15 protein-coding genes are annotated in these 23,136 nt (G+C 60.6%); 7 read left to right on the top strand and 8 right to left on the bottom strand.

What is annotated here, in order from left to right; translation table 11 throughout:
• The first annotated feature begins 10 nt into the window (after nt 1–10).
• The 3 genes from ACYZT2_RS05320 to ACYZT2_RS05310 all read left to right on the top strand — a co-directional run bounded on the left by ACYZT2_RS05320 (nt 11) and on the right by ACYZT2_RS05310 (nt 3,464).
• Nucleotides 11–664: an ABC transporter permease gene (locus ACYZT2_RS05320; protein WP_007900392.1), complete on the top strand. Its 654-nt coding sequence runs from the start codon at nt 11–13 to the stop codon at nt 662–664.
• Nucleotides 661–1,818: an osmoprotectant ABC transporter ATP-binding protein OsmV gene (locus ACYZT2_RS05315; protein WP_461970710.1), complete on the top strand. Its 1,158-nt coding sequence runs from the start codon at nt 661–663 to the stop codon at nt 1,816–1,818. The genes ACYZT2_RS05320 and ACYZT2_RS05315 overlap by 4 nt, the downstream gene beginning before the upstream one ends.
• A gap of 482 nt (nt 1,819–2,300) precedes the next feature.
• Entirely contained in the window at nt 2,301–3,464 is a 1,164-nt protein-coding gene (locus ACYZT2_RS05310; protein ID WP_033058084.1) for a type III PLP-dependent enzyme, read from the top strand.
• Nucleotides 3,465–3,629: 165 nt separating this feature from the next.
• Here the strand turns inward: ACYZT2_RS05310 and ACYZT2_RS05305 are convergent, their stop codons facing one another.
• A complete protein-coding gene (locus ACYZT2_RS05305) occupies nt 3,630–4,316 on the bottom strand; it encodes a tetratricopeptide repeat protein (RefSeq protein WP_461972996.1) in 687 nt (228 codons plus the stop codon).
• Between the two features lie 57 nt (nt 4,317–4,373).
• Nucleotides 4,374–5,054 carry a Fe2+-dependent dioxygenase gene (locus ACYZT2_RS05300; protein ID WP_461970708.1) on the bottom strand — a complete coding sequence of 227 codons (681 nt, stop codon included), beginning with the start codon at nt 5,052–5,054 and terminating at the stop codon, nt 4,374–4,376.
• Between the two features lie 206 nt (nt 5,055–5,260).
• Here ACYZT2_RS05300 and ACYZT2_RS05295 point away from each other — a divergent pair, with 206 nt between their 5' ends.
• Together ACYZT2_RS05295 and ACYZT2_RS05290 are read left to right on the top strand one after the other, a co-directional pair.
• A complete protein-coding gene (locus ACYZT2_RS05295) occupies nt 5,261–7,519 on the top strand; it encodes a TonB-dependent receptor (RefSeq protein WP_461970706.1) in 2,259 nt (752 codons plus the stop codon).
• A gap of 294 nt (nt 7,520–7,813) precedes the next feature.
• Nucleotides 7,814–10,342 (top strand): PepSY domain-containing protein, encoded by a 2,529-nt coding sequence (locus ACYZT2_RS05290; RefSeq protein ID WP_461970704.1) that lies wholly within the window; start codon nt 7,814–7,816, stop codon nt 10,340–10,342.
• Between the two features lie 122 nt (nt 10,343–10,464).
• Here ACYZT2_RS05290 and ACYZT2_RS05285 read toward each other — a convergent pair whose 3' ends face one another.
• From ACYZT2_RS05285 to ptsP, 4 genes are all read right to left on the bottom strand, one after another.
• The gene (locus ACYZT2_RS05285) at nt 10,465–12,006 is read right to left on the bottom strand and encodes an alkaline phosphatase D family protein (RefSeq protein WP_461970702.1); all 1,542 of its coding nucleotides are present in this window, start codon (nt 12,004–12,006) and stop codon (nt 10,465–10,467) included.
• A 187-nt stretch (nt 12,007–12,193) separates the two neighbouring features.
• Entirely contained in the window at nt 12,194–13,933 is a 1,740-nt protein-coding gene (locus ACYZT2_RS05280) for a PTS fructose-like transporter subunit IIB (protein ID WP_461970700.1), read from the bottom strand.
• 11 nt (nt 13,934–13,944) lie between these two features.
• Nucleotides 13,945–14,886 carry a 1-phosphofructokinase gene (gene pfkB / locus ACYZT2_RS05275; RefSeq protein WP_461970698.1) on the bottom strand — a complete coding sequence of 314 codons (942 nt, stop codon included), beginning with the start codon at nt 14,884–14,886 and terminating at the stop codon, nt 13,945–13,947.
• Nucleotides 14,886–17,747 carry a phosphoenolpyruvate--protein phosphotransferase gene (gene ptsP / locus ACYZT2_RS05270; RefSeq protein WP_461970696.1) on the bottom strand — a complete coding sequence of 954 codons (2,862 nt, stop codon included), beginning with the start codon at nt 17,745–17,747 and terminating at the stop codon, nt 14,886–14,888. Before ptsP ends, pfkB begins: the two co-directional genes overlap by 1 nt.
• 300 nt (nt 17,748–18,047) lie before the next feature.
• Between ptsP and cra the strand changes: the two genes are divergently transcribed.
• Complete coding sequence (gene cra, locus ACYZT2_RS05265) at nt 18,048–19,043, top strand: catabolite repressor/activator (protein WP_461970694.1); 996 nt, start codon at nt 18,048–18,050, stop codon at nt 19,041–19,043.
• A 3-nt stretch (nt 19,044–19,046) separates the two neighbouring features.
• The gene (locus ACYZT2_RS05260) at nt 19,047–19,823 is read left to right on the top strand and encodes a TatD family hydrolase (RefSeq protein ID WP_461970692.1); all 777 of its coding nucleotides are present in this window, start codon (nt 19,047–19,049) and stop codon (nt 19,821–19,823) included.
• Nucleotides 19,824–19,952: 129 nt separating this feature from the next.
• Here the strand turns inward: ACYZT2_RS05260 and ACYZT2_RS05255 are convergent, their stop codons facing one another.
• Nucleotides 19,953–20,657 (bottom strand): methyl-accepting chemotaxis protein, encoded by a 705-nt coding sequence (locus ACYZT2_RS05255; protein ID WP_401175982.1) that lies wholly within the window; start codon nt 20,655–20,657, stop codon nt 19,953–19,955.
• Between the two features lie 1,642 nt (nt 20,658–22,299).
• Nucleotides 22,300–23,136, bottom strand: coding sequence for a regulatory signaling modulator protein AmpE (gene ampE / locus ACYZT2_RS05250; RefSeq protein WP_461970690.1), 837 nt, complete (start codon nt 23,134–23,136; stop codon nt 22,300–22,302).

Below are 23,136 nucleotides of genomic sequence, written 5' to 3'. Positions count from 1 at the left end.
AGGAAAAGCCATGGAATTTTTGAACGCTTTTTCCCATCTCGATTGGCCGCAGGTTTTGCACCTGACTTGGCAGCACATCACCCTGGTCGGCATCGCCGTGACCCTGGCGATTCTGGTCGGCGTGCCGCTGGGCATCCTGATGACCCGTTTCCCGACACTGGCCGGCCCGTTGCAAGCCAGCGCTACGGTGTTGCTGACCGTGCCATCGATTGCTCTGTTCGGCCTGCTGCTGCCGTTCTACTCCAAGTTCGGTCAGGGCCTCGGCCCGATGCCGGCGATCACCGCGGTGTTCCTGTACTCGTTGCTGCCGATCATGCGTAACACCTATTTGGCGCTGACCGGCGTCGAACCGGGTATTCGCGAGGCTGCGCGCGGTATTGGCATGACTTTCGGCCAGCGCCTGCGCATGGTCGAACTGCCGATTGCCGTGCCGGTGATCCTCGCCGGCGTGCGCACCGCCGTGGTGATGAACATCGGCGTGATGACCATCGCCGCGACCATCGGCGCCGGTGGCCTCGGTGTACTCATTCTCGCTTCCATCAGCCGCAGCGACATGTCGATGCTGATCGTCGGCGCCGTGCTGGTCAGTCTCCTGGCCATCTTCGCCGACCTGCTTCTGCAATGGCTGCAACGCACGCTGACCCCAAAAGGACTCCTGAAATGATCGAACTTCAAAACCTCAGCAAGACCTTCCAAAGCAACGGCAAAGATGTGAAAGCCGTGGACTCGGTAAGCCTGACCGTCAATGAAGGCGAAATCTGTGTGTTCCTGGGGCCATCGGGCTGCGGCAAAAGCACCACGCTGAAGATGATCAATCGCCTGATCAAACCGACCTCGGGCAAGATCCTGATCAACGGCGAAGACACCACCGACCTCGATGCCGTGACCCTGCGTCGCAACATCGGTTATGTGATCCAGCAGATCGGTCTGTTCCCGAACATGACCATCGAGGAAAACATCACCATCGTTCCGCGCCTGCTCGGCTGGGACAAACAGAAATGCCACGACCGCGCCCGCGAGTTGATGAGCATGATCAAGCTCGAACCCAAGCAGTATCTGACTCGCTATCCGCGTGAGTTGTCCGGTGGCCAGCAGCAACGGATCGGCGTGATTCGCGCGCTGGCGGCGGATGCGCCGCTGTTGTTGATGGACGAACCATTCGGCGCGGTCGACCCGATCAACCGCGAGATGATTCAGAACGAGTTCTTCGAGATGCAACGGGCGCTGAACAAGACCGTGATCATGGTCAGCCACGACATCGACGAAGCGATCAAGCTCGGCGACAAGATCGCGATTTTCCGCGCGGGCAAACTGCTGCAAATCGACCATCCGGACACGCTGCTGGCGCACCCGGCGGATGACTTTGTCAGCAACTTCGTCGGCCAGGACAGCACCCTCAAGCGTCTGTTGCTGGTGAAAGCCGAGGACGCGGCGGACAACGCGCCGTCAGTGAGCCCGGGAACTCCGGTGGCCGAAGCGCTGGAACTGATGGACGAACTGGACCGTCGCTACGTGGTGGTTACCTGTGCCGAGAACAAAGCCTTGGGCTACGTGCGCCGTCGCGACCTGCACCGCCAGACCGGCACCTGCACGCAATACCTGCGCGAGTTCAACGCCACCGCGGCCTACGACGAGCATTTGCGCATTCTGTTGTCGCGCATGTACGAGTTCAACCGCTCGTGGTTGCCGGTGATGGATGCGGAGCGGGTGTTCCTGGGGGAAGTGACACAGGAATCGATTGCCGAGTATTTGAGCTCCGGCAAGTCCCGTGGGGGCAAGACCAGTATTGTTTCGCCGGCCGAGACTGCTGTCGCCTGATCTGGCGCCTTCGTCGGAACGCCGCCCGGAGCAAGCCCGCTCCCACATTGGTCCGTGTTCAGCCACAAAACTGTGGAATGTCGCAGATCCAATGTGGGAGCGGGCTTGCTCGCGAATGGAGCACCACAAGTTCCACTGAAACACCTCAAAGATCCCTGCAAAGGGAACATCACACTGTCATGCAGGTCGGTTACATCAGTAGCTGTCCGGGACCGCACGACGGAAGCGTGCAAAAACGCGACATTTTTTGTTGATCTCAAGCCCCTCACGCCCTAAAGTTCGCGCCGAACGTCCATGCTGGAAACGATCCATCCGGCTCAAGTACTGACGACGAGACAGCAAGGCCAAGGGAAAGCACCGCCTCCCGTGGCCTTTTTGCTTTCGGCGACATGCCTTGGGAAGTAGGCGAACCAAAGTGGGGATACGGAGGGCGTTCATTTGCACCCATTGTTAATTTCAGTTTGCCAGTAGGAGTTCCCAGCATGTCGATCAACGTCGAAGACTATTTCGCGCGCGATACCTTCAACAAAATGAAGGCCTTCGCCGACAAACAAGAAACCCCGTTCGTGGTGATCGACACCGCGATGATCAGCCAGGCCTACGACGACCTGCGCGCCGGTTTCGAATTCGCCAAGGTCTACTACGCGGTCAAGGCCAACCCGGCCGTTGAAATCATCGACCTGCTCAAAGAGAAAGGCTCGAACTTCGACATCGCTTCGATCTACGAGCTCGACAAAGTGATGAACCAGGGTGTCGGCCCGGATCGCATCAGCTACGGCAACACCATCAAGAAATCCAAGGACATTCGCTACTTCTACGAGAAGGGCGTGCGTCTGTATGCCACCGACTCCGAAGCCGACCTGCGCAACATCGCCAAGGCTGCACCGGGTTCGAAAGTCTACGTGCGCATCCTCACCGAAGGCTCGACCACCGCCGACTGGCCTCTGTCGCGCAAATTCGGCTGCCAGACCGACATGGCCATGGACCTGCTGATCCTCGCTCGCGACCTGGGCCTGGTGCCGTACGGCATCTCGTTCCACGTTGGCTCGCAACAGCGCGATATCAGCGTCTGGGACGCGGCGATCGCCAAGGTCAAAGTGATCTTCGAACGCCTGAAAGAAGAAGACGGCATTCACCTGAAGCTGATCAACATGGGCGGCGGCTTCCCGGCCAACTACATCACCCGCACCAACAGCCTGGAAACCTACGCTGAAGAAATCATCCGTTTCCTCAAGGAAGACTTCGGCGACGAGCTGCCGGAAATCATCCTGGAACCGGGCCGTTCGCTGATCGCCAACGCCGGCATTCTGGTCAGCGAAGTGGTGCTGGTGGCGCGTAAATCCCGTACCGCCGTTGAACGATGGGTGTACACGGACGTGGGCAAATTCTCCGGCCTGATCGAAACCATGGACGAAGCCATCAAGTTCCCGATCTGGACCGAGAAGAAAGGCGAGATGGAAGAAGTGGTCATCGCCGGCCCAACCTGCGACAGCGCCGACATCATGTACGAAAACTACAAGTACGGTCTGCCGCTGAACCTGGCCATCGGTGATCGTTTGTACTGGTTGTCGACCGGTGCTTACACCACGAGCTATAGCGCAGTTGAATTCAATGGTTTCCCGCCACTGAAGTCGTTCTACGTGTAAAAATCACGCGCAGAAATCAAAAAGCCCATGACGTGTCATGGGCTTTTTTGTGCCTGAAATACGCCTCAGGAAACACGCATTTTCCCTGTAGGAGCTGCCGAAGGCTGCGATCTTTTGATCTTGCTCTTAAAATAAAAATCAAAAGATCGCAGCCTTCGGCAGCTCCTATGCGCAGCGTTGCGAGTAGTCTTTGGCCAACTCACGAATTTGTGGATTATCTGCGTTAAGCAGTGTCTTGCTCGCCACGCGCAAAAAATTCAGATTCCCGCCGTCTAGGGCCTTACGCAGCCAGACCAAGGCTTCGTCGACGTTCCCTTCATCCGCCAGAACAGCGGCATAACTGAATTGCCCACGAAAATCCCCGCCGACCGCCGAGCGTCGATACCAGTCACGGGCTGCTTGCGGATCAGTCAGGCAAACCCGCCCCTCTTCCAGATAGCGCCCCAGCAGGTTCATCGACTTTGCATGGCCCAGTTCAGCGGCGCGGCGATAAAGGCTCAGCGCTTGCACCTGATCCTCGATCACGCCACGACCAGTGGCCAGCAGATTGGCGTAGTTGTACATCGCCCAATCCAGTCCGATTTCAGCGGCAACACGATAGTGCCCCGCGGCTATCGAAGCATCGGCGATGCAACCCCAGCCATGTTCATGGCAACGGCCGAGCATGTTGCGCGCCATCGAGTGTCCGCCTTGGGTGGCGATCTCGAACCAGCGCACGGCTAGCGGCTGATCCTGCTCAATGCCTCGCCCGTCCAGCAGGATCTGCCCCAGCAATGCCTGGGCATCGAGCACGCCTTCACGGGCGGCGATCAGAATTGCCTGGGCTGCGCGCGCCGGGCTTTCTTCGAGCATCGATTTGAGGCGGTCGCCGTCGAGGATTTCCTCGCGGTGCAACCGAAAGTCCGTCACTTACACCTCGACCCAGCGACGCAACAGGTTGTGATAGGTGCCGGTCAGGCGGATCAATGAGGGATGGTCGGGCATGTCCTGGGTCAGCTGTTGAATCGCCCCATCCAGCTCCAAAAGCAAGGCGCGCTGGCTGTCTTCACGCACCAGGCTTTGCGTCCAGAAAAACGAGGCATAACGGGTACCGCGAGTGACGGCGTTGACCTTATGCAGGCCGGTCCCGGGATACAGGACCATGTCGCCAGCCGGCAATTTCACGCGCTGGGTGCCGAAGGTGTCCTGGATTTCCAGTTCGCCGCCGTCGTAGTCCTCCGGTTCACTGAAGAACAGCGTCGCCGACAGGTCGGTGCGCACTCGCTCGATGCTGCCCTTGGGCTGACGCACGGCGTTGTCGATGTGAAAGTCGAAACTGCCGCCAGCCGTGTAACAGTTCAGTAACGGTGGGAAGACCTTATGCGGTAATGCCGCCGACATGAACTGTGGATTTTTCCACAACCGTTCGAGCATCGCAGCACCGATTTCCTTGGCCAAGGGATGCCCTTCCGGCAGTTGCAGATTGTGCTTGGCCTTGGCCGACTGGTAACCGGCGGTGATTTTGCCATCGGCCCAATCCGCCTGCGTCAGGGCCTCGCGAATGCGCTGCACTTCTTCTTTCGCAAACACGCCGGGAATGTGCAGCAACATGGAAAGACACCTGAGGGCAAAGGGGCGCCAATGGTATTGATTCTTATTGCCCGTGTAAAACCGGTGCGACGAATGAAACGGTAAAAACCGTAAAGGTAAATTGTAAAGAATGTAAATCAATCACGAATAGTAACGTTTCGCAATTGATACAAATACGTATTTACCCTATATTCCGCGGCCTCAAATCCTTGGGGAGGGGAATTCACATGTCACGCGAACAACTACAATTAACGGTCGGTTCACCGCGTTTGCTCGCGTCTGCAATTGGCGTGGCGATCACTGCCGGCTCTGCGGGCCATATGGTTTTCGCGGCCGAGAAGACCGACGAAAAAGCACCGAACAATGCGATTTCCCTGGACGCGACCAGCGTTGTGGGCGAGCAGAATGTCACCTCCTACAAGACCGATACTTCGGCCTCCAAGAAGTACACCGCGCCCCTGCGCGAGACGCCAAAAAGCGTCACCGTGATCCCGCAACAAGTGATTCGCGACACCGGCGCCACCAGCTTGGTCGACGCGCTACGCACCACCCCGGGCATCACCTTCGGTGCCGGTGAAGGTGGCAACCCGGCGGGCGATCGTCCGATCATTCGCGGCTTCAACGCCGAAAGCGACACGTTTGTCGATGGCATGCGCGACCCGGCGTCCCAGAGCCGCGAGATCTTCAACGTTGAATCGATCGAAGTCAGCAAGGGCCCGGGCTCAGCCTTCACCGGCGCCGGTTCCACCGGTGGCAGCCTGAACCTGGTGAGCAAGACCCCCAAGCTGGGCAATTCCTACAACGGCGGCTTCACTTGGGGCTCGGACCAGACCAAGCGCACCACCCTTGATCTGAACCAGCAGATGACCGACACCTCGGCCTTGCGCTTGAACCTGATGAAGCACGAAGCCAACATCGCCGGCCGTGATACCGTGGACGTCAGTCGCTGGGGCGTCGCACCGTCCTTCGCGTTTGGACTGGGCACCGACACCCGCTTGACCGTCGGTTACTACCACGTCGAAACCGACGACATGCCCGACTACGGCATCCCGTTAACCTTGAGCCCCAACCGCAGCAAGTACAACGTCGACAAGCCGGCCAACGTTGACCGCGACAACTTCTACGGCCTCACCGGTCGCGACTTTCGCCAGACCACCAATGACAGCGGCACCCTCAAGATCGAGCACGATCTGAATGAAGACCTGACCGTGTCGAACAGCTTCCGCATGTCCCGTTCGACCCTGGACTACATCGTCACCAACCCGGACGACAGCAAGGGCAACGTGGTCAATGGCAACGTGTACCGTGGCGCGAAGAGCCGTAACTCGACGTCCAGCGGCTGGATCAACCAGACCGACCTGAGCGCCAAGTTCAACACCGGCTCCATCGAGCACAGCCTGGTGACCGGCCTGGAGTTTTCCTATCAGGACACCCACAACCGTCCGTACATCCTGACCTCCACCGCCAGCGGCACTCGATGCAACCGCGCCCTGTTCAACTCCGGCGATTGCACCAGCCTGTATAACCCGACACCTGGGGATAACTGGAAGGGCAGGATCACCGACAGCGCCGCGTTCACTGACACCAACACCAAAACCGCCGCGGCCTACGCGTTCGACACCCTGAAGTTCAACGAGCAATGGTCCCTGAACCTGGGCCTGCGTTATGACAACTACCAGGTCGAATCCAGCGGCCACGCCAACGCCAGCAGCACAGCGCCAGCGAACGACTTCTCCCGCGCGAACACCAGCGACCTGGTGAACTACCAGATCGGCGTGGTCTACAACCCGTTGCCTAACGGCAGCATCTACGCGGCCTACTCGACCTCCAGCAACCCGGCCGGCGAAACCAGCGGCAACGGTAGCCTTGAACTGGCAGCGAACAACAGCAGTCTGGACCCGGAAAAGAACCGCAACTACGAAATCGGCACCAAGTGGGACTTCTTCGGTGACGACCTGTCGCTGACCGCCGCACTGTTCCGTACCGAGAAAACCAACGCGCGGATCAACGATCCTGACGGCGGCACCACGCAAGTACTGGACGGTGAACAGCAGGTCAATGGTCTGGAACTGAGCTACGCCGGCAAGCTGACCCGTAACTGGAGAGTCTTCGGCGGCTACACCTACATGGACAGCGAAGTGGTCAAAACCACCCTCGCCGCCGATGAAGGCAACCACATGCCAAGCACACCACAGAACAACTTCACGTTCTGGTCGACCTACGATCTGGTGCCGGACAAGTTGACCGTCGGTGCCGGTGCGACCTACGTCGATTCCCAGTTCGGCAACGTCGCCAACTCGGTGGAGATCCCGTCTTACTGGCGTTACGACGCGATGGCCAGCTACCGCCTGACCAAGAACGTCGACCTGCAACTCAACGTACAGAACCTGACCGACAAGCGTTACTTCGACCAGATACTCCAGAACCACTACGCCCACGTGGCGGCGGGTCGTACCGCCCTGCTGAGTGCCAACTTCCACTTCTGATAACAGAAACATGAAGGCCAAAGCCCCAATGCCAGTCAGTTAAACGAATGAACCGCTTTTCGTAGGTGCCAGCGGTGCGGCGATCCGACTTGCCGGCGAAGGCGCTCTTAAGGACGCCTTCGCCGGCAAGCCTGGCTCCTACAGGTCCGATTTACCCTTAACTGACTTGCATTAGGCCAAAGCCCCGTTCATCGAAGTGAACGGGGCTTTTGTGTGTAAAAAAGAATGCTTCTCGACAACTCACGGCATAATACGCGCCGTGATGATGACTTTTGAACGAACAAGGCGAGCGACGTGTTGAAGAAATCCCTGTTCCAGTTGCACTGGTTTTTCGGCATCAGCGCCGGACTGGTCCTGGCCCTGATGGGCATCACCGGGGCGGCGGTATCGTTCCAGGATGAAATCCTGCGGGCGTTGAATCCCTCTGTACTGCACGTCGAGAAGCAGATTGCCGGCGTACTGCCGCCTGCCGAGCTGGTGGAAAAAATCGAAGGTGCTTCGGGCAAAAAAGTCTCGATGCTCTGGGTCGAGACCGACAGCGGTAACGCCGCGCGGGTGATCTTCACGGCACCACCCGGTGAACGTCGCGGGCCTATGCGTTACTTCGATCCGTACACCGGCGAGTTCATGGGCGACGTCACGGGCCAGGATTTCTTTGGCCTGATGCTGCAACTGCACCGGGTCCTGGCCATGGGCGATATCGGCCGGCAGATCACCGGCGCCTGTACGCTGATTCTGCTGTTCTTCTGCCTGTCCGGCCTGTACCTGCGCTGGCCGCGCCAGTGGAAAAGCTGGCGCGCGTGGCTGACCCTCGACTGGAATAAAAAGGGTCGCAGCTTCAACTGGGATCTGCACTCGGTGGCCGGTACCTGGTGCCTGGTGTTCTACCTTTTGGCGGCACTGACTGGGCTGTCCTGGTCGTACGAGTGGTACAACAAAGGCCTGACCCGGCTGCTTTCCGATTCGCCGCAGAACGAACGAGTGCGCAGTGGTCGCGGTCCTGCGCCTAACGGCCCGGCCCCCACTGCCGATTACGCGGCAATATGGAGCAGCATCTACAGCGCCGCCGGCCCTGGTCTTTCGTCCTACAACGTTCGTATGCCGCCCGTGGCCGGGCAACCGGCAACGGTGTTCTACCTGCTGAAGAACTCACCCCACGACCAGGCACGGAACCAGCTCACCCTCGATCCGGCGACCGGCATCGTCAGCCGTCATGACCGCTACAGCGACAAGAGCCTCAAGGCGCAGCTGCTGACCAGTATTTACGCGCTGCACGTTGGCAGTTATTTCGGGATTATCGGGCGGATAATGGTGACGATCGCCGCGCTGGCCATGCCACTGTTTTTCATCACTGGCTGGTTGCTGTACCTGGACCGTCGACACAAGAAACGTCAGATCAAGGACGCCCGCAAAGGCCTCGCGCAACCGGGCAGTGATGCGCCGGCATGGCTGATTGGCTTCGCCAGTCAGAGCGGGTTCGCGGAACAACTGGCTTGGCAGACCGCGGGGCAATTGCAGGCTGCCGGGTTGCCGGTGAAGGTTCAACCGTTGGCGAATGTCAGCGAACAGGACCTGCAGGATTCCAGCAACGCGCTGTTTGTGGTCAGCACCTTCGGCGACGGTGAAGCGCCGGACAGCGCCCGAGGATTCGAACGCAAAGTGCTGGGTCGGGCGCTGAGCTTCGACAGCCTTAACTATGCCGTGCTCGGCCTCGGTGACCGCCAGTATCAACACTTCTGCGGCTTCGCCCGCCGCTTGCACACCTGGCTGGGCGAGCACGGCGGAAAGACCTTGTTCGCCCCGGTGGAAGTCGACAGCGGTGACCCCTACGCCCTGCGCCACTGGCAACAGCAACTCGGCCAGCTGACGGGCCAGGCGCCGGTGGATACCTGGCAAGCGCCAAGCTACGACAACTGGACCCTGACCCACCGCGAATTGATGAACCCGGACAGCAGCGGTTCGCCCGTGTATTTGCTCGGCCTCAGCGCCCCCACCACCAGCAGCTGGCTGGCCGGTGATCTGGTGGAAGTGCTGCCGCGCAATTGTCCGTGGGCCATCGAGCATTTCCTCGACGGCCTGGGGATTGACGGTCGGGCCACGGTTGAGTTCGATGGCCTGTCGCAAACGCTGGAACAAGCCCTCGCCAGCCGTCAACTGCCCGAGAACCGCGCTCATCTGGTCGGCCTGCACGCGCAAGCACTGGCGGACGCCCTGGTGCCGTTGGCCATGCGCGAATACTCCATCGCCTCAATTGCCGCCGACGGCGTGCTGGAATTGATCGTGCGCCAGGAATTGCACGCCGACGGCAGCCTGGGCGTCGGTTCCGGCTGGTTGACCGAACACGCTCCCGTGGGTAGCAGCATCAGCCTGCGAGTACGACGCAACAGTGGTTTCCATCTACCGAACGAACCAGTCCCGATGATCCTGCTGGGCAACGGCACCGGGCTGGCCGGCTTACGCAGTTTGCTCAAGGCACGGATTGCCGACGGGCAGCAGCGTCACTGGCTACTGTTCGGTGAGCGTAATCGCGAGCACGACTACCTGTGCCGCGCAGAGCTTGAGGAATGGTTGACTGCCGGGGATCTGGAACGACTGGACCTTGCGTTCTCCCGGGATCAGGCCGAGAAAATCTATGTGCAGGATCGCCTGCGCGAATCTGCTGACGAGCTGAAAAAGTGGCTGGCCGATGGCGCCGTGATTTACATCTGCGGCAGTTTGCAGGGGATGGCTTCAGGGGTGGATCACGCGCTCAACGAATTGCTCGGCATTGAAGAAGTCGACCGGCTGATCGAACAAGGCCGGTATCGCCGCGACGTCTACTGACACCATTGATCCCCTGTGGGAGCGAGCCTGCTCGCGATAACGGTATTACATTCAACTAATATGTTGGCTGTCAGGCCGTCATCGCGAGCAGGCTCGCTCCCACAATGGTTTGGTATGGTCCCTCACACCGGCTGCAACTTGCGCTCAAATACCCCCACCCCATCCAGATCCCGCAACACCACACTCATCTCCCCCGTCTGCCCATCGATGTTCACCTCGCCAAAAAACTGAAACCCGGCAAACGGCGAGGTGTTCTGCGCCGGTGGAGCTTTCTCGAACACCACTTCAGGGCCGAAGGTTTTATCCAGCGCATTCGGCCCGAAGCTCCCCGCATTCAGCGGCCCCGCGACAAATTCCCAGAACGGGTCGAAGTCCTGGAACGCGGCGCGGTCCGGGTGGTAATGGTGCGCCGCGCAGTAATGCACATCCGCCGTGAGGAATACGAAATTGCGCACCTGCTGCGCCCGCAGAAAACCGAGCAATTCAGCGATTTCCACTTCACGGCCTTGAGCCGGGCCAGGGTCACCATTGGCCACCGCTTCCCAGCGCGCCACACCGGGGCTGACTTCACCATCGGGCACGCCGAGACCGATGGGCATGTCGGCGGCAATGACTTTCCATTGGGCCTGGGAGCCTTTCAATTCGCGTTTGAGCCAGTCCAATTGTTCTCGACCGAGAAACGGTTTGGCAGCACCGAGGTTGTCGTCATTGGCTTCGCGATAACTGCGCATGTCGAGCACGAACACATCCAGCATCGGCCCATAACTCAGCTTGCGATAAATCCGCCCGCCGTCATCGGCACTTTGCAAGCGCATCGGCGCGTATTCCAGCCAGGCCTGACGTGCGCGGCCCACCAAGCTGTGGATATCTTTGCTCTTGTAGCGCTCATCCAGTTGCTTGCCCGGCGACCAGTTGTTCACCACTTCGTGGTCGTCCCACTGCCAGATTTGCGGGACCTCGGCGTTGAAGCGACGGATGTTTTCGTCCATCAGGTTGTAGCGGTAATTGCCGCGATAGTCGTCGAGGGTTTCGGCGACTTTGCTCTTGGCTTCGCTGGTGAGGTTGCGCCACACACGGCCGCTTTCGGTGGTCAGTTGCGCCGGCACCGGGCCATCGGCGTAGATGGTGTCGCCGCTGTGGATAAAAAAGTCCGGCAGGCGCAGACGCATGGCTTCGTAGATGCGCATGCCGCCGATGTCCGGGTTGATGCCGAAGCCCTGGCCGACCGTGTCGCCACTCCAGACGAACCGTATATTCCGTCGGGCGGTTGGCACACTGCGCAGATGACCGAACCAGGGTTCACTGGCGGCACCGCTCTGGGCATCTTCGAACGTCACGCGGTAGAAAATCGTCTGATCGGCGGGCAGGCCAGTGAGCTCGACCCGGGCGGTGAAGTCGGTGCGGGCATCGGCCAATGGAGAGACGAATCGACGAGGGTTGCTGAACAGGCTGCGGGTGTCCCACTCCACCACCATCCGCGCCGCACGGTCGCTACGGCTCCAGATCATCGCCCGGTCGCCCAACAGGTCGCCGGACTGCACGCCATCGGTGAGTTGCGGCCGATCCTTGACCGAAGCAATTACCGCCGGCGCCAGGCCGGGCATCAACAGCCCAGCGCCAACGGCCTGCATGACACGACGACGGCTGAGGTCGAATTCGCTCATGGTGTTCTCCCTGAAAAAGGAAAACTTAAGCATGGCTGTATGAATCAGGCATGACACAAAAATCCGCCAACACCACAGATCCCCTGTAGGAGCGAGGCTTGCCCGCGAAGAGGCCATAACACTCAATATCAATGTTGAATGAAAAAACGCCTTCGCGGGCAAGCCTCGCTCCTACAGGGGGTTCGGGTCAGGCGCTCACTGGCTCTACTGCCAACTCCACCGTCTCAGGCCGTTTGAGCACCGAATACGTCACCGCTGTCAGCAGACTCCCGGCCACGATCGCCAGCAGATACAACAGCGCATGGTTGATCGCATTCGGAATCAGCATCACGAACAACCCACCGTGGGGTGCCATGAGTTTGCAGCCGAAGTACATCGACAGCGCGCCGGTCAGCGCACCGCCGGCGATGCTCGCCGGAATCACCCGTAGCGGGTCTTTCGCTGCAAACGGAATCGCCCCCTCGGAGATAAAGCACAACCCCAACACCAGCGCCGCTTTACCGGCCTCGCGCTCAGTCTGGGCGAACTTGCGCCGGGCGATGAACGTGGCGATGCCCAGGCCAATCGGCGGCACCATACCAGCCGCCATGGTCGCGGCCATCGGTGCATAACTTTGCGACGCCAGCAGCCCCACCGAAAACGCGTAAGCCGCTTTGTTGATCGGCCCGCCGAGGTCGACGCACATCATGCCGCCCAGCAGCACACCGAGCAGGATGGCATTGGTGGTGCCCATGCTGTCGAGGAAGTGCGTGAGCCCCGCGAGCATCCCGGCCACCGGTTTGCCGACCACGTAGATCATCACCAGACCGGTGAACAGGCTCGCCAGCAACGGAATGATCAGAATCGGTTTCAGCGCCTCGAGGCTCTGCGGCAAGCGCGCATAACGGTTGATCGCCTGGGCCGCATAGCCGGCGATAAAACCGGCAATGATCCCGCCGATGAAACCGGCGCCCAGGGTGCTCGCCAGCAAACCACCGATCATCCCCGGCGCCAGGCCTGGGCGGTCAGCGATCGAGTAGGCGATGTAGCCCGCCAGCAGCGGCACCATCAGCTTGAACGCGGTGTCGCCGCCGATCTGCATCAGCGCGGCCGCGAGCGTGCCTTCCTCCTTGAACGCGGTGATGCCGAACACGAAGGACAAGGCGATCATCAGACCGCCCGCAACCACCATCGGCAGCATGTACGACACACCGGTCAGGAGGTGTTTGTAGATGCCGGTCTTCTCTTGCTTGGCTGGGCCTTTGGCGCCGGTCGAAGCGCTTTCCTGCTTGCCTTCGGCCAAGGCTTTGTTCAGCGTCGCTTCGGCCTGTTTCAGCGCAATGCCGGTGCCGCAGCGGTAGATTTTTTTGCCGGCGAAACGCTCGGTGGCGACTTCGATGTCTGCCGCCAACAGCACCACATCGGCATCGGCAATCGCCTCTGCGCTGAGTGGATTACGCGCGCCGACCGAGCCCTGGGTTTCCACTTGCAGATCGTAGCCCAGACGCTTGGCCGCTTGTTGCAAAGCTTCGGCGGCCATGAAGGTGTGGGCGACGCCGGTCGGGCACGCGGTGACAGCCACCAGGCGTGGCGCGTTTTTAACCACGGCAGCCGGCTCGGCGGCGGCTTCGGGCGCGACGTAAACCTCGGCCTCCTCCACCCCACGACGCAGCACGGCTTCGACATCTTGCAGGGCCTGGGCCGGGGTGCTCTGGAACACGCGTTTGCCGACGAACCGTGACATATCCACCGGCGCGCTGGTAACCAGCAACACCCACTCGGCGGCCTCGAGGGTCGCGGCCGACAGTTGGCGTTCCGGATGGGCCGCATCAACGACTTCGACACTGGTGCTCCAGCCCTGACGCTGGGCTGCTGCATCGAGCAGACGAGCGCACAGCACACTGGTGACCATGCCGTTCGGGCAGGCCGTAACAATGGCTAACTTCATTGCAAACCCTCTTATTGTTCTGTCAGGGGGCGCAGGCGCACGCCCTGTTCGAAGTGCGCCAGTTGCGTGGCGTCACCGATACCGAAACCGATCTGGGTGACGGCCATGGCGGCAATCGCGGTGGCGGTGCGCAAGGTTTGTTCGGGCGTATCGGCACTGAGCAAACCGTGCAGCATGCCCGCCAGCAACGAATCCCCCGCACCGACGGTGCTGATCACGTTGACCTTGGGCGGCGTGGCGTGCATGGCCGAACCAACACTGAACCAGTTCACCCCGTCGGCACCGTCGGAAATCACCACGTGCTCGACACCATGTGCATGCAAACGGCTCGCTGCCTCGGCTTGGGAATCCACGGAAACCACCTCGCATCCCAGCGCATCAGCCAGTTCTTCGGTGTTGGGTTTGATCAGCCATGGGCCGGCCGCCAGACCTGCGCGCAAGGCTTCACCGCTGGTGTCGAGCGCCACTTTCAAACCGCGTTTTTTCAAGCGCTGGATCAATTCGCGCAACCACTGAGGGCTCACGCCACGGGGCAAACTGCCGGCCACGACGACCGCGTCATGCCCGGGAGCAATCTGGTCGAGACGATCGAGCAAAGCCTGCTGCGCCGCTTCACTGACCCTCGGCCCCGGACCGTTGATGTCGGTGATGCGCCCATCGCTTTCCGCCAGTTTGATGTTGCTGCGGGTCTCGCCGGGAACGCGGACAAACGCATCGGTAAAACCGCGTTTGGCGAACAGGGTTTCGAACGCCTGAAGGTTGTCTTCCCCAAGAAAACCGCTGACGGTCAGCTGATGCCCGAGGTCGGCCAGCACCTGCGCCACGTTCACGCCTTTGCCGGCGGCGTGGGTGTGCATTTCGTCGCTGCGATTGACCTGACCGGGTGCAAGTAGCGGCAATTGGACGGTGAGGTCCAGCGCCGGGTTAAGGGTCAGGGTTAAGATCTTGGCCATTACAGGGCCTCCACTAATGCACGAACTTCGTTCGCGCTGCCCACGGCCAAGGCCTGTTGGGCAAGGGTTTGAGTCTGGGTCAGGCTGAGTTCACGAATGCGCGCCTTGACCTCGGCAATGCTGCGGCCCGACACGCTCAACTCATCCACACCCAGGCCCACCAGCACCGGCACCGCCAGCGGATCGGCCGCCAGTTCACCGCACACGCCGACCCACTTGCCATGAGCATGAGCCGCACGCACGGTGATGTCGATCAATTGCAGCACCGCCGGATGCAAGCCATCCGCCTGGGCCGACAAGGTCGGATGACCACGGTCGATGGCCAGGGTGTATTGCGTCAGGTCGTTGGTGCCGACGCTGAAGAAATCCACTTCCTTGGCCAGCACCGGCGCCAGCAACGCGGCCGACGGCACTTCGATCATGATCCCCAGTTGCAGGTCCGCAACCGGGATTTCCAGGCGCAGACGTTCGGTCATGTCCCGAGCCTGACGCCACTCATCGACGCTGCCGACCATCGGGAACATGATCCGCAATGGACGGTTGTCAGCCGCACGCAGCAAGGCGCGCAATTGCGCTTCCATGACCTGCGGACGTTGCAGGGTCAAGCGAATGCCACGCACGCCGAGGAACGGGTTTTCTTCTTTCGCGATCGGCCAGTACGGCAGCGGTTTGTCACCACCGACGTCAAGGGTGCGCACCACCAGCGGTCGACCGGCCAGGCCATCGAGCACACGACGGTATTCGACTTCCTGAGTCGCCTCGTCCGGCGCTTGCGAGTGGGCCATGAAAATCAGTTCGGTGCGCAGCAGACCAATGCCTTCGGCGCCCTGCTCTACCGCGCTGGTGACACCGGCGCTTTCACCGATATTGGCGAACACCTCCACCGCGTGGCCGTCAGTGGTCAGCGCCGGTTGATGGCGTTGTTCGGCGGCGGCTTTCAAGCGCAGTTCGCGGGTGTCGCGTTCTTCGGTGGCGCGCTGCAAGGTCGCGGAATCGGCGTCCACGTGCAGGCGACCGCGTTGACCATCGATCAACAGCGGCGTGCCCGGTTTCAGCAGCAACACGGCGGCACCGGCGCCCACCAGCGCGGGAATACCGAGGGCACGCGCGACGATGGCGCTGTGGGCCGTGGCACCACCGCGAGCGGTGAGGATGCCGGCGACGCGCGTCGGATCGAGGCGCGCCACGTCGGACGGGCCGACTTCGTCCATCACCAGAATGTACGGCTGATCTGGCTCGCCTGGTGTTTCGACGCCACTCAATTGCGCCAGCACCCGACGGCCAATGTCGCGCAAGTCGGCGGCACGCTCGGCGAGCAAGGCGTCCTGCAGCGACTCCTGTTGTTTGGCGGCCGCTTCAATTACCCCCATCCACGCCGCTTCGGCGCTTTCGCCTTGCTTGAGACGGGTGTCGACTTCGTCGGTCAGTTCCGGGTCGTCGAGCATTTCCTGATGGGTGATGAAAATCTCGCGAATCGCCTTGGCCTTGCTGCGCTCGATCAGCCCCTCGATGTCGCGACGCACATCCGCCAACGCTTGCTTGAGACGCTCGCGCTCGATGGCGGCGGACTCACCACGCAGCGGGTAATTGATGATTTGCAGCACTTGAATATGCGCCGGGCCGATGGCGATTCCCGGGGCAGCAGCAATCGCCTGAATCAGACTGCCGGAGGCCGGTGCAAGCAGCACTTCGGCGACATCGGCGATCACTTCGCGATGTTGGCTCACTGCCGGCAGCGGCTCGACTTCTTCACCGAGGCCTTCTTCGATGGCCGCCAGCAAGGCCGGCAATGCATCGGCGGCGATGGTTGGTTCGGCGATGAATTCCAGCACCTGACCGCGACGGGCGCCGAGGCTGAGCAGTTTGCTCAAACTCTTCACCGACACCGCGCTGTCGTGGCCATCGACGATGCGCACGCGGATTTCGCCTTCAAAACTTTTCGCCAGTTGCGCAAGGATCTTCGCCGGGCGCGCATGCAAACCGTGGGCGTTGGCCAGGGCAATGCGCGCGCTTGGCCAATCCGCCGGCACTTCACCGCCGAGGACTTCCAGCACCGCGCGGCTGCTGGTGGCACGGCCCAGCTCATGACCACGGCCTTCGATCAGCAACGCGCAAAGGCGTTCGAGCAATGCCTGATGGGCTTCACCGAGGCTGGCCAGGCAGAACAGTCCGCTCAACGGCTGACCGAGGTAGCGCATGGGTTTGTCGGGGGTAACGAACGCCAGGCCCGGACGCTTCACCGTTTGTTCGCTGTGCAGCCACCACAGACCATCGCCCAGCGGCAGCGCGTCGACTTGCTGCAAAACGCCGGCAAAACCGTTGCTCACGCAATCGGCCTGACGCAGCAAGCGGGCACCGCGCCAGACCAGTTCTTCGAAGTCATCGGCGGACACACCGAGGCCGATCATTTGTGCGTCCAGCGCCAATTCTTGCGGCGCGCCTTGCAGCAGTTTCAGCAAGGCTTCGGCGGAACTGGCGCGGCGCAGGGCCTGGCCCAGATCGGTTTCCCCGAGGGCGCGGGTCAGCAGTTGCAGCAGGCGCAGGTGTTCATCGGATTTGGCGGCGATACCAATCGCCAGATAAACGATCTGGCCATCGCCCCAATCCACGCCGTCAGGGAATTGCATCAGCCGCACGCCAGTGGCGAACACCTGATCACGGGTTTGCGGGGTGCCGTGGGGGATGGCAATACCTTGGCCGAGAAAGGTCGAGCCCTGGGCTTCCCGGGCCTGCAAGCCCGCAAGGTAACCGTCGGCCACCAGGCCATCGGTCACGAGTCGGTCAGCGAGCAATTGCAGGGCGGTGGCTTTATCCACAGCCGACTGGCCCATGGATATCTGCTCTATGGTGAGCTCGAGCATGCTTTCTCCTTTTTGGCGCCGTGTGACGCCAGGTATTGTTTTGATTGATTCAGCTTAGGCCCTTGGGAGCGCCTTTTCAGGGGCAGTTTTGGCGGTTTCGCGGCAGAACCGACCAAGGCGACCTTTAACGTAGAAAATACGCCTGCTGAAACGTTTAATCTAGAATGTTAGGCACGTTACTCGATAATGTCTCATCCTTGAAGTCCAATTGTCGGATGTGCTGCGACAATGGTCGCCTGCCGAATCGGGTAGGATTGGCAAAAATGTCGGGCAAGCTCGAACAAATAAGGAATACCCGGGTTGAAACTCAGTGATATTGCACAGTTGGCCGGCGTCTCCGTGACCACCGCCAGTTATGTCATCAATGGCAAGGCTGAACAGCAACGCATCAGCAGCGCCACCGTCGAGCGCGTACGCGCGGTGGTCGAACAACATGGCTTCACACCCAACCCTCAGGCCGCCGGGCTGCGCAGTCGGCACACCCGCACTCTGGGGTTCATTCTGCCGGATCTGGAAAACCCCAGTTACGCGCGAATTGCCAAATTGCTGGAACAAGGCGCCCGGGCACGCGGCTATCAACTGCTGATCGCCAGCTCCGACGATGCGCCGGACAGCGAACGGCAATTGCTGCAACTGTTCCGCGCCCGCCGCTGCGATGCGCTGATCGTCGCCAGTTGCCTGCCGGCCGGCGATGACAGTTATCGTCAGTTGCAAGCCAAAGGCATTCCGATCATCGCCATCGACCGGGTGATGGAGCCTGAGCACTTTTGCTCGGTGATCAGTGATGACCGCGAAGCCAGTCTGCAGCTTACCCGCAGCCTGCTGGACCCGTTACCCAAGCAGATCGCGCTGATCGGTGCCCGCCCCGAATTGAGTATCAGCCAGGAACGGGCGGCAGGTTTCAAGGAAGCGCTGAACGGCTTCAAAGGCGAGGCGCTGATCGAACACGGCGAGTCGTTCAGCCGTGAGTGCGGCAAACAATTGATGGAAGAGTTGCTTCAGCGCCTGGGCCATTTTCCGGATGCGCTGGTGACTACATCCTACGTGCTGCTTCAGGGCGTGTTCGATGCCTTGCACGACTTCCCGCTGAAAACCCGTCCGCTACGCCTGGGCACTTTCGGTGATACGCAGTTGCTGGACTTCCTGCCGCTGCCGGTCAACGCCATGTCCCAGCAACATCAGCTGATCGCCGACAAGGCACTGCAACTGGCGCTGGCGGCCATTGAACAGGCCGATTACCAACCCGGCGTGCAGGCCATCGCGCGGACCTTCAAGCAGCGAATTCATCAGGACTGAGCCGTGGAACTGATCGACACCCACACTCATCTGGATTTTCCGGATTTCGACGTGGATCGTCAGGCGCTGCTGGCCGAGAGCCGCGCCCTCGGCGTGCGGCGGATGGTGGTGCTGGGGGTTTATCAGGCCAATTGGCAGCGGGTCTGGGACTTGGTGCAAAGCGATCCCGATCTGCATGCGGCGTTCGGTTTGCACCCGGTGTATCTGGATGACCATCGCCCTGAGGATTTGACCGAACTCGGTGACTGGTTGACGCGTCTGGCGGGCCATCGACAGCTATGCGCGGTGGGCGAGATCGGTCTGGATTACTTCATCGAAACCCTGGATCGTGAACGCCAGCAAGCGCTGTTCGACGCCCAACTGCAACTGGCGGCGGACTTCAATCTGCCAGCGCTGATTCATGTGCGACGCAGCCATGCGGCGGTGATTGCCACGCTCAAACGGTTTCGCTTGAAACGCGCGGGGATCATTCATGCCTTCGCCGGTAGCCAGGAAGAGGCCCGCGAATACATCAAGCTCGGTTTCAAACTCGGCCTCGGCGGCGCCGCGACCTGGCCGCAGGCCCTGCGCATGCACCGGGTGCTCGCCGGTTTGCCCGTTGAATCGGTGGTACTGGAAACCGACTCACCGGACATGGCACCCGCCATGTTTCCCGGTCAGCGCAACAGCCCGGCCCATCTGCCAGCAATCTGCGAGGCACTGGCCGCCCTCATGGCGATCAGCCCCGAACAATTGGCTGCCGCCAGCACGGCCAATGCGTGTGAGGTGTTTAGCTGGTAGTTAGTCACCCCACACATCCCCTGTGGGAGCGAGCCTGCTCGCGATGGCTGTTTAACATTCGACATTGATGTCGCCTGACACACCGCTATCGCGAGCAGGCTCGCTCCCACATTTGTTCCGGGGTGCTTTTTAAACCCGGAACGCGCTGATCAATTGTTTGAGTTCAACCACCTGCGCCGACAACGCTCGACTGGCATTTTCGGTCTGGTGTGCGCCATCGGCGGTGCGCTCACCGGCGCGGTTGATCTCGACGATGTTCTGGTCGATGTCGTGAGCCACGGCTGTCTGCTGTTCTACGGCAGCGGCGATCTGCTGGTTCTGATCGACAATCATGCCGACTGCACCGAGGATGTTTTCCAGCGCCTGCTGAACCTTTTCCGACTGCCCTACCGTGCCATTGGCCATCTGATGGCTGGTGCCCATCGCCTTGACCGCCGCCCCGACACCGCTGTGCAGCTTGGCAATCATCTGCTCGATTTCTTCGGTCGATTGCTGGGTGCGTTTGGCCAGGGTCCGGACCTCGTCTGCCACCACCGCAAAACCACGGCCCTGCTCGCCCGCGCGCGCGGCTTCGATGGCCGCGTTAAGCGCCAGCAAGTTGGTCTGTTCGGCGATACTTTTGATCACTTCCAGCACGCGACTAATGGATTGACTATCACTGGCCAGTTGGTTGATCACCCGCACCGACTGATCGATCTCACTGGCCAGTGCAGCGATGCTGCCCTGCTGGGACTCCACCAGGCCGCGCCCGCTAATGGTCTCGTCGTTGACGCTGTGAGCGCTGCTGACGGCCGCCGCGGCACTGCGCGCCACTTCCAGGGAAGTGGCTGACATCTGATTCATCGCCGTGGCGACTTGCTCGATCTGCATGCGCTGCCCCGCCACCGCCTGATTGCTCTGGGCGGACACGTTTTCGACCTGGCTGGCCTGGCGCTCGACCTCACTGACGGTCTGGCCCACGCGCTCGATCAGGTCATGGATCTTCTTCACGGTGCCGGTGAACACCTCGCCCAACTCGCCCAGTTCATCGCGGCTGTCGGCGCTGAAGGTCACGGTCATGTCCCCGGCCGCCACCTTGTCCATCACCGCGCCAAGACGCTTGAGGGTGGTGCGGGTCGAGGCGTAGAAACCGCCATAGAGGTAAAAAATCAACACAAACACCAGTGTCAGCGCCACTGCCTGCAAGATCATGTGAGTGCGGTGCTGCTCCAGCCGCTGCTGCAACTGGGTACCGAGAAACTTCAGGGTGGCTTCGTTGAGTTGGTAGGTCTGGTCGATCAGGCCCGTGACCTGATCGTAAAAGGCCTGCCACGGTGCATCGAGGGTGTCAGCCATCACCACTTGTTCTTCGAACAGTTCACTGGCCTTTTTCAGAGAGGCCTTGCTGCTTTCGGCTTGAGCGGCCAGGGTTTCGTGCGCCGCTTTACTGGAGCCCAGAGCATCCTGCAATTTCAGGCCGTATTCAGCCTGAAGCTTTTCGATCTGCGCCAGCAACTCATCGAAACGGGTGCTCGAGGCCGAGTTGAGAAAGCCCTGCCCTAATGAGTAAGAACCCATCGCCCGGCCGTCGCCGAGCGTCTGGGTCACGGCCGGCGTGACATTGGTAATGAGCTCGCTCAGCTGACGCATGTCACTCTGGCTGTCGCGGCTCAGACCGGCCTGACTGGCAATGATCTGACTGAAAATCTGCGCGTTGCCGAGCAACTTGCCGATCAGCGCACTTTTGCTTTGCAGGGAAGTTTCCGCTTGCTGGGCCTTGAACGCGGCGATCATTTCATCGCGCTTGCCATCGAAAAAGATGATTTGTTCCGGGTCAGTGGTCATCGCCGCCAACCCTTGCAAACGAGTCAGAACGCTTTGCTCCAAGGCACTGATATTCGATTCGACATTGCCTGCCTTGCCGGACTGACCAAGGGTGACATTGATCTGCACCAGGTTGTTCAGGGTTTCCAGATCCCGGCGCAGGCTCAGGCCGCCGCCCAGCAGGTCGAGGCTTTGCAGCTCGACCCGCGTGCCCTGGAATTCGCGATAGGAATCGCGCACCAGATAGAAGTTGGTCACCAGCATCGGCACGAGGAATAGCACGCTGATCAGGCTGAACTTCATGCCGAAGCTCAGGCGGTTCATCAGCGCGACGGCGGGATAGAGCAAGCTCTTCACTGTGAAGTCTCCCTTGGAATTCTTATTTTTATGGCAGGCGCGCAGAGACAGCAGATAGCCACTATTGGCGCTATCTCTGTATAGCCTAAATCTGCGGAGGGTTTTGTAACTTAAGGTTAACGACAGACACGCTGCCTTGTAGCAGCTGTCGAGCCTGCGAGGCTGCGAGGCTGCGTTCGGCTGCGCAGCAGTCGTGAATCAGGCTGACGCGGTCTGCCTGACGCACCGCGAGTTCTGATTTGACGACTGCTGCGCAGCCGAACGCAGGCTTCGCCAGCTGCTACAGAGCTGCGATCTTTTCGATTCAAAGCAGAACTCAGGAAAGGACAGTCCACAACGCGAACCCGGCATACCAAAGCACTGCCGCGCGCAGCAGCAGTTCCCAGATCCGGTCCAGGCTGTTGATGCCATCCGGCCCGACCACCGGCGCCGGAATTTCACCAGCCACCAACCCGACCTTCTCGATCAGGTGGGCGGCGCTGATGTTCCAGTTCAGCAGCTCGTGCAGCATCACCCGGCCGACCGCGACAAAGTTGCCGACCAACGCAAAACTCGCCGCCAGCAGTCGCACCGGTACCCAATCGAACGCATGACGCAGCTGTGCCGCTCGCTCGACCACGGCCGGGTTCTGCCCATGCTCCTCGGCCAGCGCCAGCAGTCGATAGCTCAACGCTGCAACCGGGCCCAGCAGGAAGTACCAGAAGATCACCGCGAAAAAGCTCTGATAGGCCTGCCACAGCAGATGCCCTTCAACTCGCTCCAGCAGTTGCTCGCCGCTGTCAGCGCAAATATTCAGGTCACGTTTGGCCACATGGGCGGCGGCTGGCAGGTCTTCCCGGCGCCAGGCATCGCGGAACGGCCCGAGGCCGGCCAGCAGATCACCACGGCCCAGACTGTAAATCACCACCAGCAAGTGCACCGGTAACGCCAGCAAACCGTAGGCTACCGGCTCCAGCACCACCAACAGCAAACCCAGCAGCGCCACCGGCAACAACACCAGCACTACCAGTATCAGCCACGGACGGTTTGTCATGCGTGGGTTGGCTTCAAGCTTGTGCAGCTCGCGCACCCAACCGCCATCACGTTGAACCCGATGGCGCAGGGCCGAGAACTTCTCGATCCACACCGCCAACAGCAACACCAGAAAACTCAT

The organism is Pseudomonas sp. MDT1-85 (assembly GCF_054898065.1).
This window is presented reverse-complemented; position numbering and strand designations above follow the sequence as displayed.

Coding starts and splice junctions, on each gene's coding strand:
- ACYZT2_RS05300 (WP_461970708.1), bottom strand. CDS start 5,054: ATGTTGCTGCACATTCCCGGCGTGTTTGCGAAAGAAGAAGTGCAGCGC.
- ACYZT2_RS05295 (WP_461970706.1), top strand. CDS start 5,261: ATGTCACGCGAACAACTACAATTAACGGTCGGTTCACCGCGTTTGCTC.
- ACYZT2_RS05310 (WP_033058084.1), top strand. CDS start 2,301: ATGTCGATCAACGTCGAAGACTATTTCGCGCGCGATACCTTCAACAAA.
- ACYZT2_RS05320 (WP_007900392.1), top strand. CDS start 11: ATGGAATTTTTGAACGCTTTTTCCCATCTCGATTGGCCGCAGGTTTTG.
- ampE (WP_461970690.1), bottom strand. CDS start 23,136: ATGAGTTTTCTGGTGTTGCTGTTGGCGGTGTGGATCGAGAAGTTCTCG.
- pfkB (WP_461970698.1), bottom strand. CDS start 14,886: ATGGCCAAGATCTTAACCCTGACCCTTAACCCGGCGCTGGACCTCACC.
- ACYZT2_RS05305 (WP_461972996.1), bottom strand. CDS start 4,316: ATGCTCGAAGAAAGCCCGGCGCGCGCAGCCCAGGCAATTCTGATCGCC.
- ACYZT2_RS05315 (WP_461970710.1), top strand. CDS start 661: ATGATCGAACTTCAAAACCTCAGCAAGACCTTCCAAAGCAACGGCAAA.
- ACYZT2_RS05285 (WP_461970702.1), bottom strand. CDS start 12,006: ATGAGCGAATTCGACCTCAGCCGTCGTCGTGTCATGCAGGCCGTTGGC.
- ptsP (WP_461970696.1), bottom strand. CDS start 17,747: ATGCTCGAGCTCACCATAGAGCAGATATCCATGGGCCAGTCGGCTGTG.
- ACYZT2_RS05255 (WP_401175982.1), bottom strand. CDS start 20,657: ATGTCAGCCACTTCCCTGGAAGTGGCGCGCAGTGCCGCGGCGGCCGTC.
- ACYZT2_RS05280 (WP_461970700.1), bottom strand. CDS start 13,933: ATGAAGTTAGCCATTGTTACGGCCTGCCCGAACGGCATGGTCACCAGT.